At 37.6% G+C, this 14,102-nt stretch carries 13 protein-coding genes; 8 read left to right on the forward strand and 5 right to left on the reverse strand.

Going from position 1 to position 14,102, the window contains the following annotated elements; all coding sequences use genetic code 11:
• Nucleotides 1–5: 5 nt before the first annotated feature.
• From UZ34_06740 to UZ34_06755, 4 genes are all read right to left on the reverse strand, one after another.
• Nucleotides 6–905: a LysR family transcriptional regulator gene (locus tag UZ34_06740; protein AKO65032.1), complete on the reverse strand. Its 900-nt coding sequence runs from the start codon at nucleotides 903–905 to the stop codon at nucleotides 6–8.
• Nucleotides 905–3,298 (reverse strand): DNA gyrase subunit B, encoded by a 2,394-nt coding sequence (gyrB, locus tag UZ34_06745; protein ID AKO65033.1) that lies wholly within the window; start codon nucleotides 3,296–3,298, stop codon nucleotides 905–907. The genes UZ34_06740 and gyrB overlap by 1 nt, the downstream gene beginning before the upstream one ends.
• A gap of 1 nt (nucleotide 3,299) precedes the next feature.
• Nucleotides 3,300–4,400 carry a DNA polymerase III subunit beta gene (locus UZ34_06750; protein AKO65034.1) on the reverse strand — a complete coding sequence of 367 codons (1,101 nt, stop codon included), beginning with the start codon at nucleotides 4,398–4,400 and terminating at the stop codon, nucleotides 3,300–3,302.
• Nucleotides 4,401–4,605: 205 nt separating this feature from the next.
• Complete coding sequence (locus UZ34_06755) at nucleotides 4,606–5,958, reverse strand: chromosomal replication initiator protein DnaA (protein AKO65035.1); 1,353 nt, start codon at nucleotides 5,956–5,958, stop codon at nucleotides 4,606–4,608.
• Between the two features lie 149 nt (nucleotides 5,959–6,107).
• Between UZ34_06755 and UZ34_06760 the strand changes: the two genes are divergently transcribed.
• Both UZ34_06760 and UZ34_06765 read left to right on the forward strand, forming a co-directional pair.
• Nucleotides 6,108–6,242 carry a 50S ribosomal protein L34 gene (locus UZ34_06760; GenBank protein AKO65036.1) on the forward strand — a complete coding sequence of 45 codons (135 nt, stop codon included), beginning with the start codon at nucleotides 6,108–6,110 and terminating at the stop codon, nucleotides 6,240–6,242.
• Nucleotides 6,243–6,245: 3 nt separating this feature from the next.
• A complete protein-coding gene (locus UZ34_06765) occupies nucleotides 6,246–6,578 on the forward strand; it encodes a hypothetical protein (protein AKO65037.1) in 333 nt (110 codons plus the stop codon).
• A gap of 27 nt (nucleotides 6,579–6,605) precedes the next feature.
• Here the strand turns inward: UZ34_06765 and UZ34_06770 are convergent, their stop codons facing one another.
• Nucleotides 6,606–6,836 (reverse strand): hypothetical protein, encoded by a 231-nt coding sequence (locus tag UZ34_06770; protein AKO65038.1) that lies wholly within the window; start codon nucleotides 6,834–6,836, stop codon nucleotides 6,606–6,608.
• Here UZ34_06770 and UZ34_06775 point away from each other — a divergent pair.
• From UZ34_06775 to UZ34_06800, 6 genes are all read left to right on the forward strand, one after another.
• Nucleotides 6,797–8,404 carry an insertase gene (locus UZ34_06775; protein AKO65039.1) on the forward strand — a complete coding sequence of 536 codons (1,608 nt, stop codon included), beginning with the start codon at nucleotides 6,797–6,799 and terminating at the stop codon, nucleotides 8,402–8,404. The two genes, UZ34_06770 and UZ34_06775, sit on opposite strands and share 40 nt — an antisense overlap.
• The gene (locus tag UZ34_06780; protein AKO65040.1) at nucleotides 8,397–9,758 is read left to right on the forward strand and encodes a hypothetical protein; all 1,362 of its coding nucleotides are present in this window, start codon (nucleotides 8,397–8,399) and stop codon (nucleotides 9,756–9,758) included. Before UZ34_06775 ends, UZ34_06780 begins: the two co-directional genes overlap by 8 nt.
• A 91-nt stretch (nucleotides 9,759–9,849) precedes the next feature.
• Entirely contained in the window at nucleotides 9,850–11,754 is a 1,905-nt protein-coding gene (gene gidA, locus UZ34_06785) for a tRNA uridine 5-carboxymethylaminomethyl modification protein (protein ID AKO65041.1), read from the forward strand.
• Between the two features lie 6 nt (nucleotides 11,755–11,760).
• Complete coding sequence (locus tag UZ34_06790) at nucleotides 11,761–12,372, forward strand: hypothetical protein (GenBank protein AKO65191.1); 612 nt, start codon at nucleotides 11,761–11,763, stop codon at nucleotides 12,370–12,372.
• Between the two features lie 18 nt (nucleotides 12,373–12,390).
• The gene (locus UZ34_06795; protein AKO65042.1) at nucleotides 12,391–13,161 is read left to right on the forward strand and encodes a chromosome partitioning protein; all 771 of its coding nucleotides are present in this window, start codon (nucleotides 12,391–12,393) and stop codon (nucleotides 13,159–13,161) included.
• Complete coding sequence (locus UZ34_06800; protein ID AKO65043.1) at nucleotides 13,154–14,029, forward strand: chromosome partitioning protein ParB; 876 nt, start codon at nucleotides 13,154–13,156, stop codon at nucleotides 14,027–14,029. Before UZ34_06795 ends, UZ34_06800 begins: the two co-directional genes overlap by 8 nt.
• The last annotated feature ends 73 nt before the right edge of the window (nucleotides 14,030–14,102 follow it).

The raw sequence follows: 14,102 nt of genomic DNA on the forward strand, positions 1-14,102 counted from the left end.
TTACCTCAAAAAATCTTGATATTATTTGATTTGATATCTTTTAATGCAATTACAAACTTTTCAATTGCTTCCATTCTTACTGTACTCTTTCTGTAAGCAATTGCTATTCTTCTAAACGGCACTGGTTTTTTGAAAGGGATCACTTTTACCAAGGGATTGTTATAATTAATTGCTGTAGCTGTTTTTGGTAGAACCGAAATGCCTAAATTTGAAGCCACCATATTACGAATCGTTTCTAATGAGTTTCCCTGTAATACTTCACTTTTTTTTGACAACTCTGGACAGGCCTCTACTACTTGTTCACTAAAACAGTGCTCATTATTTAAAAGTAATACCTTTTCTGTTGAGAGGTCTTTAGCCACTATCTCTTTTTTCTTGGCCCACGCATGATTTGTTGGAACAACAACATTAAATTCCTCATCATACAAAGGAATACACTCAGTGCCAGGTATCTCGAATGGAAGAGCTATCACTGCCGCCTCAATAGATCCATTCTTTAATGCAACCTCTAAGTTTTTGGTTATATTCTCTTCTACATCCAAAGGCATTTCAGGTGTTTTTTTTCTTAATACTGGAATGATTAAGGGTAATAAGTATGGAGCCACCGAATAAATCAAACCTACCTTTAATGGTGTATTTAATTGTTCCTGGCCTTTGTTAGATATATCTTTTAATTTGCTTGCTTCATCTAGAACAATTATGGCTTGATTAATTATTTTTTCGCCAATGGGTGTAATTTTTACTTTAGTTCGATTTCTTTCGAACAATGATATTTTGAGTTCTTCTTCAAGTTTTTTTATTGCTAGACTTAGTGCAGGTTGACTGACAAAACATTTTTCAGCAGCTCTACGAAAATTTTTTTCTTTTGCTACTGCAACAATGAATTTAAGTTCACTTAAAGTCATTAAATATCCAGGTTATTAACTCCAAGCGCGTTTGATTCAATAAAGTTTCTTCTTGGTTCGACCTGATCCCCCATAAGTGTGGAGAATACCTGATCAGCAGATATTGCATCTTCGATTTTTACTTGAAGCAACCTTCTTACGGATGGGTCCATTGTCGTTTCCCATAATTGGGAAGGGTTCATTTCACCTAAACCTTTATAGCGTTGAATATTTAACCCTGATTTTGCTTCAGACATTAACCAATCCACCGCTTCTTTAAATTCACCAACTTCTAAAGCTTTATCATTTCTTGAAATAGTAGCTTTTTCTTGAATTAAATCTTTAGTTAATGAGGATGTTTTGATAATTTGTTTATAATCACCTGACAATAAAAACTCTTCATCTAATACTGATGTGATCAAGTTTCCATGTCTAAACTGATTAATTTCAATCATGAATTTCTCAGAATTAGGATTTTTCTTAACATCAAAATTAATGTTTTCTATCAAAGAAGAAATTTTTAATTTTTCAACATATGATAGGGTCGCCTCTTCAGAATCAAGATTAATATCACCACACAAATAAATCGCTTTTAATATAGAAGAGTCATACCTATGAGCCAAGCGCCTAATAACCGCATCATTTAGTATCATTTCTCTTACTAAGTTACCAAGAGATTCACCTGATATAATATTTTTATCAATCTTTAGTTCAGCGCCATCTAAAGCTGATTCAATTAAATATAGCTCTAATTCTTGCTCATCTTTCAAATATTGTTCTTTTTTATTTTGCCTCACTTTAAAGAGAGGTGGTTGTGCAATATATACATAACCGTTCTCAACAAGCTGTGGCATTTGACGATAAAAGAAAGTTAATAATAGTGTTCTAATGTGAGCGCCATCAACATCCGCATCAGTCATGATGATGATGCGATGATATCTAAGCTTCTCAAGATTAAAATCTTTATCAATTCCGGTTCCCAAGGCTGTGATTAATGTTGCAATTTCTTGGGATGATAATAACTTATCTAACCTAGCTTTTTCTACATTTAAAATTTTTCCTTTTAACGGAAGGATAGCTTGGTTTTTTCTATCTCTACCTTGTTTAGCGGAGCCTCCAGCAGAGTCACCCTCGACCAAATATAACTCACTTAAACTAGGATCCTTTTCCTGACAATCCGCTAATTTTCCAGGCAAACCAAGTGAATCCATTGCCCCTTTTCGTCGCGTCATATCTCGTGCTTTTCTTGCTGCTTCTCTGGCACGAGCCGCATCGACAATTTTTCCACAAATGATCTTAGCATCAGCAGGATGCTCTAATAAATAATCTGTTAATTTTTTCGCAACCACATCTTGAACAACCGGTTGAACCTCACTTGATACAAGCTTATCTTTTGTTTGTGATGAGAACTTAGGCTCAGGAACCTTAACTGATAAGACGCAACTTAAACCTTCACGCATGTCATCACCCGTGGTATCTACTTTAGCTTTTTTTGCTAAATCATTAGATTCAATATAGGTATTAATGGTCCGAGTCATTGCCCCTCTTAAACCAGTAAGGTGTGTACCACCGTCTCTTTGAGGAATGTTGTTTGTAAAACATTGAACATTTTCACCGTATGAATCATTCCATTGCATACTCACTTCAACCGTGATTCCATCTTTTTCACCTTCTGCGGAAAATGGATTTTTATGAATGGTGGTTTTGGTTTTATTTAAATATTCTACAAACCCAGTAACGCCGCCTGAGAATGCGAAATTTTCTGATTTACCTGTGCGATGGTCAATTAATTCAATTTTGACACCATTGTTTAAAAATGATAGCTCTCTAATTCTTTTAGCTAATATCTCAAAATGAAAATTAATGTCTGTAAAGGTGCTTACTGATGGTAGAAACTGAACCTCTGTTCCCGTTTTATCAGTATCACCTATGATTTTTAAACTTTCTTTTCTTTCACCTCTAGCAAATTCAATCTCATGAATCTTATTGTTTCGATGAACTTTTAATTTAAGCCAGTCCGACAATGCATTAACAACAGACACCCCCACCCCATGAAGTCCACCAGAAACTTTATATGAATTCTGATCAAACTTTCCTCCAGCATGAAGCTCCGTCATAACTATTTCAGCTGCGGACCTTTTTTCCTCATCGTCTTCTTTAATGTCGGTTGGAATTCCTCGACCATTATCTTGTACAGACACAGAATTATCTGGATGAATAATCACTTTAATATCATCACAATGACCTGCTAATGCTTCATCGATAGCGTTATCCAACACCTCAAAAACCATATGATGTAATCCACTGCCATCAGAGGTATCTCCAATATACATCCCTGGTCTTTTTCGAACTGCTTCTAGGCCTTTTAAGACCTTGATACTATCCGACGAATAAGCTTTGTTTTCTTCAGTCAATTTAAATCCTCATTGGCATTACAACGTATTTATAATCATCATTGTTTGGAATGGTTACCAGACAACTACTATTAGAATCTTTAAAGGCAAAAGATAATTGGTCAAATTGAATGTTATTTAACACATCAATTAAGTAAGTGACATTAAACCCAATATCAATTGCTTCTTTGTTATATGAAATCTCTATATCTTCTTGTGCTTCCTCTTGTTCACTGTTAGTGGTAATTAATTGCATATTATTTTCAGAGAGGACCAACCTAATACCACGATATTTTTCGTTTGATAAAATTGATGCACGTTGCATCGCATTTAATAACATTTGTCTTTCAATAAGGAATCCATTTTCATACCCTACAGGGATTACTCGGTTGTAGTCTGGGAATTTACCATCGATTACTTTTGTAATAATAAAAATATCACCAAATTTAAAAGTCACTTGTTGGTTTAAAATTTCTAACTCAACAATCTCATCCGAGTCATTCAGAAGTTTAATTAACTCCATAATCGTTTTTCTTGGAATAATCACTTCCTTCTTCTCGTAACTATCATCTAATTTCGTTGATGTAAAACTAAGACGATGTCCATCAGTACCAACTATGTTTAATTTTTGGCCTTGAATCTCAAATAGCAACCCATTTAAATAATATCTTATATCCTGCTGAGCCATTGCAAAATCAACCTGTTTTAATAACCCTTTTAATTTATTTTGCGATAATTTTACAGACACACTTTCTGAATCATTTTTCTTCAACAAAGGGTAGTCTTTTGAAGGAAGGGTTTGTAAATTAAATTTACTTTTACCTGCTTTAACATTCACTCTTGATTCATTAATCTGAAAATCCAGCTCAGTGTTTTCAGGAAGTGCTCTTGTAATATCAAACAGTTTTCGGGCTGAGATGGTAATTTCAAAATCAGTTTCAATTTTAGTATCAATATTTAAACTTGTTTGCATTTCAAGATCTGTTGCTGTGAATGTTAGTTTGTTTGCATTACCTACCAGTAACAAATTAGAAAGAATAGGTAGCGCCTGTCTTTTTTCTACAATTCCCACAACACTACTTAATGGTTTTATTAGAACTTCACGATTGATTCTTATATTCATTTTTTTAAATTATTTATATATTTAATAGTAATAATAATACATTAAAAAACTGTTAAGAACATTCAGTTAACTGATTCTTAATGGGTTATATCGGATATAAATCAGTGGATTTAATATGGATTAATTGTGGTTAAATTGTGGACAAAAAATTTAAATTTTTAAACCAGGCAATTGTTCACATTTAATCAACAATTAACCCACAACCTTATCCTCTTAATACTTGCATTAAAAAGCCTAAATCTTGTCCCAAAGATTGATTATTTAATCTTTGTTCCTCAATTTCTTCACACGCATGCATAACAGTAGTGTGGTGACGCCCACCAAAATAATTACCAATTTCTGGATAGCTTAAATTAGTCAATTCTCTTGTTAAAGTCATTGCAACCTGTCTTGGTTTCGAAAAATTTCTTGATCTCTTTTTGCCCACCATATCAGAAATTTTAATCTTATAATAATCAGCAACTGTCTTTTGAATATTTTCTACCGTAACTTGTCTTCCACGAACCGCAATGAGATCTTTTAATGCTTCTTTTGCAAGGTTTAAGTCAATTGGTAAGTTAGTGAAGTTAGATAATGCGACAATTCTATTAAGCGCTCCTTCCAATTCTCTAACATTGGATCGAATTTGTTTTGCAATAAAAAAAGCAACATCTTCAGGAAGGTTTATTTTTGAAATTTCTGCTTTTTTCAATAATATAGCCACTCTCATTTCTAACTCTGGAGGCTCTATGGCTACTGTTAAACCCCAACTAAATCGAGTCCTTAATCTTTCATCTACCCCTTGAATCTCTTTTGGGTAACTATCACAAGTAATGATAATTTGTTTTTTATTTTCGATCAGTGTGTTAAATGCATAAAAGAATTCTTCTTGCGTTCTATTTTTTTTACCAATAAATTGGATATCATCAATTAACAGAAGATCTAGCGAGTGGTAATTTTTTTTAAACTGATCAAATGTCTTACCTTCATAAGCTTTTACGACATCTGTGACGTATCTTTCAGCATGTAAATACTTAATTTTAAAATCTTTATTTTCTTCTTTAACTTTATTTCCAATGGATTGCAGCAAGTGTGTTTTGCCGAGTCCTACCCCTCCGTATATAAACAGGGGATTGTACGATTCTCCTGGACGCTCTGAGACTTGTTTGGCTGCGGCTGTGGCAAGCTGGTTTGCTCGACCTGTGACAAAATTTTCAAAATTAAGATTTTTATTAAGCCCAGTTGTTTTATTAATTACTGCTTTTGGTGTTGTGTCCTCAACTTTAGGTTTTATCTCATTTTTTTCTTTACCTTTGTTGATTGGTTTAGAAATTTTTTTGCCTTTTTCAGTTACAAATAAAATTTTATTTTTAATCTTATGTTCTTTGCCAATTTCTATAATTTCTTTGGAGAACCGATCAGTAACCCACTGTTGGATGAACTGGTTGGGTGCTACAATCTCCAAGGAATTTTCTTGTTCTCGAATTGATAAAGGTTTTACCCAGGTTTTGAATTGTTGGGCGGTTAACTTTTTCTTTAATTGGGTTGAAACTATTTCCCAGAACTCTTCTGTTTTCATATTTAATTTTTTATTCTTGGATAGAAATGATAACGGATTTGTAAAAAGTTATCCACAGGCAAAATGCAAATATAACAATTATATAAATTGACTTTTTGATTAAATTTATGTATATTTCGCGATCAATTTAAATTTTATGGAATACCATCATGAAACGTACATATCAGCCTTCTAAGGTAAAAAGAGCAAGAACACATGGCTTTTTAGTTAGAATGAAAACTAAGGGCGGAAGATCTGTTATCGCTTCAAGAAGAGCTAAAGGACGAGCAAGGTTAGGTCTTTAATCTTTGATTGTAAGCTCGCTTACTCGATTGACAAATGCGGATGATTTTTCATCCGTTTTTATTTTAAGAAAGCGCTTTAGTGGTGAGTTTATTAACATTTTTCGTAAACCGAACCAATTAGAATACAACCGGTTCGGTCTCATTGTTGGCAAAAAAATCAATAAAAAAGCTGTTGCACGAAATTACATGAAGAGAGTGATTCGGGATGTCTTTCGACAGTTTGATAATTCAAGTAAGCTGGACATAATTATTCAAGTTAAGAAAAACTTTCATAAAAAAGACTATTCGATAGTCAAAAAGGATATTCATACCTTTATTAATACGCATGCTAAATAATCTCTTTATCCTTTTGGTTAGAATTTATCAAAGAGCGATTAGCCCTTTTTTTATTTCTTCATGTAGGTTTACGCCGTCATGTTCTGAATATACAATTGAGGCTTTAAAAAAATACAATGTTTTTATAGCTTTGTTTTTAGCTGCAAAAAGAATTTTAAAGTGCCACCCATGGAATAGAGGTGGCCCCGATCCATTACCATAGATATAGTTAGGAAAATATGGAAACCAAACGTCTAATATTATTTGTAGTCTTTTCATTTTCATTGTTGTTGTTGTGGGACTCTTGGCAACAAAAACAATTGCAAACAGAGCTGGCTGTCAGTAACGCTGAGCTTAGTGATCTTCAGCCAGGTGATTACGATTCAAGCAATATCGAAAACCCTGCATATCAGCTTGCGGATGATAAAAAAATAGTGGTGAAAACATCTTTGTACGAGGCTGAAATTAACACGGTCGGTGGAGATATTAGAAAACTAAAATTGGTGAATTTTCAAAACGACAACAAAGACGGTTTGTATGAAATCCTGAACGATGAAATGAACCCTCTCCTATATATCGCCCAAAGCGGCTTGATTGGTAAAAACCTCCCCACTCATAAGGATGTGTTTAAGTCGGACCAGTTACAATACGAATCAAACGATCAAGAAGTCCGCGTTCCTATCATCTTTGAAAATGAGGAAGTTAAGGTCGTCAAGACATACATCTTTTCAAACGATAACTACCAGATTAAGTTGGTCACCTCGATTACTAATAAAAGCGATGCTGCCTTACAGCCTCAAATATATTATCAGTTGTTACACGATCACAAATCCGCAGAAAAATCAGGCTTGATGCCGACCTTTACAGGCATATCCTATTTTACAGAGGCGAGTAAGTTTAAAAAAATGGATTTCAATGACATCGACAATCAAAAACCTTTTACTCAGAATGCTAACGATGGATGGATTGGAATCATCCAAAGATACTTTGCTAGCGCATGGATCATCCCAGGCAACTCTCCCAGACAATTTTATACCAAACGCCTTACAGACGGCATCTCCTCTGCTGGTGTTCGAGCTAAGCTTGCAATGGTAGAAGCGGGTTCCAGTGCGGAAGTCAGTTCGGTTCTGTATTCTGGTCCCCAATTGAAAAAACAATTAATTAAAGCCGCTCCTGGGATGGAGTATACCGTAGATTATGGTTGGTTAACCTTTATTGCCTCACCTTTGTTTTCATTGTTATCAGGCATACAGAAGTTAGTGCATAACTGGGGCGTTTCTATTATTTTATTAACCCTAGTCATTAAGATTTTCTTTTACCCGCTATCTGCTTCAAGCTACCGGTCTATGGCTCAATTAAAAGAAGTCGCACCGAGGCTACAGAGTATGAAAGAAAAATTCGGTGATGATAAACAAAAAATGCAACAGGCCATGATGGAGCTCTATAAAACTGAGAAAATTAACCCGCTAGGCGGTTGTCTCCCCATCCTGATTCAGATTCCGGTATTTATTGCGCTCTACTGGGTGTTGTTAGGAGCGGTTGAGTTAAGGCAGGCTCCATTTTTTGGCTGGATTACAGACCTTTCAGTGAAGGATCCATTGTATATTTTGCCAATACTAATGGCGGCTTCAATGTTCTTACAACAAAAACTGAATCCAAAACCTACGGATCCGACTCAGGCCCGATTAATGATGATGATGCCCATTATCTTCAGTATCTTCTTTTTCTTTTTCCCTGCTGGGTTGGTGTTGTATTGGTTCATCAACAACGTGTTGTCGATGATGCAACAGTGGTATGTGAATAAACAGATTCATGCGACGGCTATGAAGAAGAAAGGAAATGGTTAATTCATCATTTGTAAATGATGATTCAACCATTGCCGCTATTGCGACAGCCGCTGGCATGGGGGGCGTGGGTGTTATTAGAATATCTGGTCCTGATGCGTTCACTATCGCCCATCAAATTACTCATCTAGATTCTATCGATTCTCATCGGGCTCACTTCACTTCCTTTTATTCTAATGAAGGTCAATTACTCGATAAGGGTTTATTGATCGGTTTTAAAGGTCCCAAGTCATTTACGGGTGAAGATGTGGCCGAGTTTCAATTGCACGGCGGCCCAGCATTGCTGCAGTCCTTGTTGGAGGAAGCGCTATCTATGGGAGCCCGCATGGCCAAACCTGGTGAATTTACTTACCGTGCGTTCCTGAATAACAAACTAGACTTAACTCAGGCTGAAGCGGTAGCGGATATCATTAATGCGTCTACCAAGTCGGCGGTGATTAATGCAGCAAATTCTTTAAAGGGAAATTTCTCATTACAAATCAATGACTTATTAAAAAAACTCATCGATATTCGCATGTACATAGAAGCATGTTTAGATTTTCCAGAAGAAGAGATAGATTTTATCGAAAAAGGACAGATTAAGTCAAAAATACAATCCATTCAGCAGGCGATTGTTGCTTTAAAAGAGACTGCTGCCAAGGGCCAAATGATTCAGGATGGTTTTCAGGTCTGCTTAGTAGGTAAGCCTAATGTTGGTAAATCAACGCTGATGAATTTATTTTCCCAAGAAGAAGTGGCGATTGTGACCAATGTCCCAGGAACGACTCGCGACCCAGTGAGAGCCTCTATTGCTTTAAAGGGGGTACCCCTAAGCTTTGTGGATACGGCAGGGATTAGAGAAACTGAGGATATTGTCGAACAAGCAGGTATAAAAAAGACCAGGGAGATTATCGGTCGTTCTGCGCTGGTGTTAGTTCTTTTAGAATCTTTAGATGATGCAGATGATTACCTTAAGCAAAACATCTTACAGGACGAGTGTAATGTTATTTGGATCCTTAATAAAATTGACCTCAATAATGAACCACCCCAAGTCACTGATTATGCTGGACAACCCCTGGTAGCAATATCTGCTAAATGTGGGACCGGCTTAGATCTGTTGGAGGACCAAATTTTACAAATTTTTGGTTTAAACCATTTAGAGGGCAATGAGCAGTTATTTTCATCGAGGCAGCGACATCTTGAAGCCTTAAAGCAGATTGGTCATCATTTAATCACTGCGCTTGATCAGCTCGATCAACCTGAGTTAGTGGCTGAAGAACTCACCTTAGCTCAGAAAGAAATGTCTGGCATTACTGGTGAGTTTTCTACAGAAGATCTTCTCGGTGAAATTTTTAGTCGTTTTTGTATTGGGAAATAGTGTTTCACGTGAAACACTAACTTTTAACCTCAGCACTATATAGTTTCACGTGAAACAAAACAAAACCTTAAAAACATTATAAAATACGTTTATGAATAATTTTGATTCAAATTATGATGTCATTGTCATTGGTGGCGGCCATGCCGGAACAGAAGCCAGTCTTGCTGCTGCTCGCATGGGCCAAAAAACCCTTCTGATTACACATAATATTGATACCTTGGGTCAAATGTCATGCAACCCATCCATTGGTGGCATCGGTAAGGGGCACTTGGTTAAAGAAATTGATGCGCTGGGCGGTGTGATGGCGAAGGCAGCTGACCAAGCAGGCATTCACTTTAGGATGTTAAATGCGAGTAAAGGCCCAGCCGTGAGAGCAACGAGGGCTCAGGCTGACCGGGTCCTATATCGCAGGGCAATCAAATACCACTTGGAGAATCAAGACAATTTAAGTATTTTTCAACAACCGGTAGATGATCTGATCATAAAAGAGGATCAAGTCCAAGGTGTTGTGACAGAGTCAGGCATTCATTTTCATGCGAAATCAGTGATCTTAACCGCTGGAACGTTTCTAGATGGTGTTGTGCATGTTGGGTTAAAGAATTATCAGGCGGGTCGAGCGGGTGATCCGTCATCAAAAACGCTGGCTCACCGATTAAATCAATTAAATCTTCCGGTGGGACGATTAAAAACGGGAACGCCACCACGCATTGATGGTCGGTCGATTGATTATAGCGTCATGGAAGAACAGCCAGGAGATGCTCCAACACCCTATTTTTCCTTACAATCACCTTTATTAGAGCACCCAGAACAGATTTCTTGTTGGATTACCCACACCAATTCAGCAACTCATAACATTATCCGATCCGGTTTAGACCGATCACCCATGTATACCGGAGTAATTGAGGGCGTGGGTCCACGATATTGCCCGTCGATTGAAGATAAAATTCATCGTTTTGCCGATAAGGAGTCCCACCAAATCTTTCTAGAGCCTGAGGGGCTAACGACGCACGAAATTTATCCCAATGGCATATCCACGAGTCTTCCTTTTGATGTTCAGTATGAGCTGGTCCGCTCCATCAAAGGGCTTGAACAGGCGTACATCACCAGGCCGGGTTATGCAATTGAATACAACTATTTTGACCCGAGGAACTTGCAATCAAGCTTGCAGACGAAAACCATTGAGGGTCTTTTCTTTGCTGGACAAATTAACGGCACCACAGGCTATGAAGAGGCGGCGGCCCAGGGCCTGGTGGCGGGAATCAATGCGGCACTAAAAGCCCAAAATAGACCTTTTTGGTGTCCAAAAAGAGAAGAATCCTACATCGGGGTAATGATTGACGATCTTATTACGAGAGGGGTGACAGAGCCCTACCGAATGTTTACCAGCCGAGCAGAATACCGACTTCTTTTGAGGGAAGATAACGCCGATCAGAGACTGTCATCAGCTGGTTATGATCTAGGTGTCGTGAATCAAACACAATATGATCGATTTATGAAGAAAGATCAGGGGATCCAGTCCTGTTTGAATATCATGAAAAAAACGGTGACTAAACCAGAAGCGATTCCAACGGATGATCAACAACGTATTTTTGGGAAACAATTAGAGCGTGAGTACAGTATTTATGACCTGATCAAGCGCCCCAATGTCAATTGGAAGAAATTACAAGATTTTATGAAGCTGGACCAGGACTACGATGACCAAATTATCGAACAAGCCGAAATTAGTGCTAAATATTCGGGGTATATTAGCCGCCAGTCCGACGAAATCTTAAAAATTCAGTCTCAATACGCCATGAAAATACCCAAAAATATCAATTTTAAAGATATTAGTGGCTTAAGTAATGAGGCGATACAAAAATTTAAAGATGTGATGCCAGAAAATATTCAACAGGCGAGTAAAATTTCGGGAATTACCCCGGCTAATATTGCTTTATTGGTGGTGTATCTAAAAAAATTGGCTGTAAAGCAAGACAAGACCAAGCAAAAGGCGTCTTAGTTGGACTTGAAGTTACAGATACAGAGTGGGCTAAAGGAACTTAAGATTGATTTTATAGATGAGCAGGTTAATTTATTAGAAACCTATAAAAATCAGTTACTTAAGTGGAATAAGGTGTTTAATTTAACATCGATAACGGATGAGAAGGATGTAATAACGAAACATTTTATGGATTCTTTGAGTGTGAATCATGAGATTCAGGGTACACAGCAAGTTCTTGATGTCGGAACAGGGGCCGGTTTTCCAGGAATGGTGCTGGCAATCTTCAATCCTGATATCACTTTTCATTTAGTGGACGGGGTGGCTAAAAAGATTTCTTTTTTAGATGATTTGAAGGGAAAGTTAGGCCTGACAAATGTAAATACCTATCATGAAAAGGTAGAAAATCTACGTTTAGATACCCCGGTTGATATTGTCATCAGCCGAGCATTTGCTGACATAAAAAAGATGATGGATCTAACCCAGCATTTATTAAAAACAACGGGTCAATTTTTTGCCATGAAGGGTCCCGGGTATGAAATGGAATTGGAAAATTTAGATCAAAATAAATTGGCTGTGACCCCATTAAAAATTCCATTTTATGATGGCAGCAGAAGTTTAGTAAAAATATATAAGTAACCACTCAATATTTAAATTATGATGAAAATTATTGCAGTATCAAATCAAAAAGGCGGAGTCGGTAAAACCACCACCACTCTGAATCTGGCCACGGGACTTGGTATGGAGGGCAAGAAGGTGTTGCTTGTGGATCTTGACCCGCAGGGCAATGCCACCACCGGATCGGGGGTTGAGAAGAATGAAGTCGAGGCGACGATCTATGAAGTCATCATGGGAGAGACAGACATCAATACAGTGATCCATGAAAGCAAACATCATGACGTCATCCCAGCAAATCAACATCTAGCCGCAGCAGAGTTGGAGCTGGTGGGTAAGGAGCAGCGAGTTAATGCCCTCAAAAACAACTTACAACAATTACAAAAAAATTATGACTTTATTCTGTTGGACTGCCCACCCTCATTGGGTCTTTTAACCTTGAATGCATTAACCGCAGCCAAATCCGTGATCATCCCAATGCAATGTGAATACTTTGCACTCGAGGGACTCACTGATCTTGTAAATACCATTAGGCGTATCAAACAAAAAATGAATCCGGATATTGAAATAGAAGGGTTGTTAAGAACAATATACGATTCAAGAAATACCTTAAGTAAAGAAGTCTCTGACCAGCTATCTTCCTACTTCCCTAACAAGGTCTATAAGACCATCATTCCAAGAAATATCCGTGTGGCAGAAGCACCTAGTTTTGGAAAGTCTGCAATTGAACATGATAAATCATCAAAAGGAGCTAAGGCATACATCGACCTAGCAAAAGAAATAATTCATATTGAGGAGCGAAGAAATGGCTAAAGAAAAAGGTTTGGGTCGGGGGTTAAGTGCTCTGTTCGGATCTGAGGTGGAGGAAAAGTCATCACTAGAACCTGTGGTGGGTGAAAGTATTCAACAGGTAGACATTGACCAATTAATGCCGGGACGCTACCAACCGCGTTCTATTATGAATGAGGATGCCCTGAATGAGTTAGCTGAATCGATTGTCGAGCAGGGTCTGATGCAACCGATCATTGCCCGACAGTTGGATGATGGCTATGAAATCATTGCCGGCGAGAGAAGATGGCGTGCGGCACAAATAGCTAAAGTTAAAGAAGTGCCGGTCATTATCAGGGAGATATCGGATCGAAGTGCTTTGGCTATGGCACTGATTGAAAACATTCAGCGTGAGGATTTGTCTGCCCTTGAAGAGGCGAACGGGATTCGTCGCATGATTGATGAATTTGAAATGACCCACGAGCAGGCGGCCGATGCCTTAGGAAAATCAAGGGTAGCGGTATCAAATCTGTTGAGATTATTAAACCTGACCCCGCACGTGAGAAAAGCCTTGGCTGAGAAAAAGATTGAGATGGGGCATGCCAGGGCCTTGCTCCCTTTAAATCCTGATCGACAGATCATGTTGTGTGAAAAGATTGCCAGGGAATCTTTATCGGTAAGAGAAGTAGAGGTCTTGGTCAATGGTGAGAGTCGATCGGCATTTGCAAAACCGAGTAACAGAAAAAAAGAGCAGACCAAAGATACCGATGTTCAGGCCATAGAAAATGAATTATCAGACCAACTCGGTTTTTCGGTGAAGATCAATAACAAAAAAAATAATTCGGGAGAGATTCGCATAAGCTATCGCAACCTAGACCAACTCGATGTTTTGATTGAAAAATTAAAAAAATAAACTATCATAGAACTGACAAGTAAAGAAAGATCTGTATTAGATATAGCTTTACCTTCATAATCCTCTTTTTCAC

This window comes from Methylophilales bacterium MBRSF5 (assembly GCA_001044335.1).
In the GTDB taxonomy this organism is placed as follows: Bacteria; Pseudomonadota; Gammaproteobacteria; order Burkholderiales; family Methylophilaceae; genus BACL14.